Raw genomic sequence first — 1,084 nt, 5'->3', positions numbered from 1 at the left:
TTCCCCTCCCTTCTGGGGGGGGGCGCCGCGGCTCTTTTTTTTTTTCTCCCCCCCCCCCCCCCCCCCCCCCCCCCCCCCCCGCCCAACGACTGGAAGAAGAAGCCGTGAAGCTCGACGCATTTCGCATGGGTCGCATGGGTCGCATGAGTGCGGGCCTCGCGACTGCCGCTCTGACGGTGATCGCCCCGACCGCTTGCGGGCCGGGCCGACCTGCCCCCGTCTTTCCGAAGGCCGTACAGCATGCCGAACTGGTCGGCCGATGGGACGGGACCGGGGACTCGAGCTGCGGCGCCCCGGTGATCAGGCTGCGTGACGACTACACCTTTACCGCCGAGGACCTTCCGGTCGCGTGGAACGGCCCCGGATCGGACTCGAAGGTGACGCGCCGTTCCGCCGACGGACAATGGCACGCGGTCAACAAGGATCCTGGACTGCCGCCCTACCTGGTACTCCGTTTCGACCACCGGAACGACCACGAGTCCCTGCCGTTCACCCTGGAACAGGGGAAGCTGCAGGCGAACGGAACCGTCGAGGCGGACGGTGGGGAGCCCTATTCCTTCTCGTGCCACTACAAGCGCACGTCCGCCGACCCCGACCTCGGCCGATAGCGGGCCTTTCCGCAGGCGCGACACTGATCACCGCGCGGACCCGTGATGATCCGGTGCCCGGTTCCGCTGGGTTCTCGGGAGGACGAGGAAGACCTCAGGTCCTCCCCAGGAACCGCACCGGTTCCTACACGAGGAGTGGGAGCGACGGACCGCGGAGGCGATGTCCACCGCCGAGGCCGTGGATCGTCTCGGACGAACGGGGGTCGCTGATCGAGTCGACCGAGCACGTCCGGGCAGCCTTCCTCGGCCCGCCACCTGCCTCATCACCCACCGACACGTCCAACGCCTCTGTGAGGGCCTCCTAGGGCCGAGCCGGCCGGACACGGATGTGGGCTCTTGGGGACACGCAACGGGGCGGGGGGGGGGGGGGGGGGGGGGGGGGGGGGGGGCCGCGGGGGGGGGGGGGGGGGGGGGTTGTCCCCGGAGATGTGGGTACCGTGCTCGAGGAGGCCAGCACACATCCTTCGGTCTCCTTT

General features: G+C 69.9%; 1 protein-coding gene. It reads left to right on the top strand.

The genetic code is table 11. From position 1 onward, the window contains the following. Nucleotides 1-104 precede the first annotated feature (104 nt). Nucleotides 105-608, top strand: coding sequence for a hypothetical protein (locus tag ACZ60W_RS37280; protein ID WP_469759842.1), 504 nt, complete (start codon nt 105-107; stop codon nt 606-608). The last annotated feature ends 476 nt before the right edge of the window (nt 609-1,084 follow it).

This window comes from Streptomyces sp. NPDC104202 (genome assembly GCF_055584185.1).
Note: the sequence above shows the minus strand (reverse complement) of the source record. Positions and strands in the feature narration are given on the sequence as shown.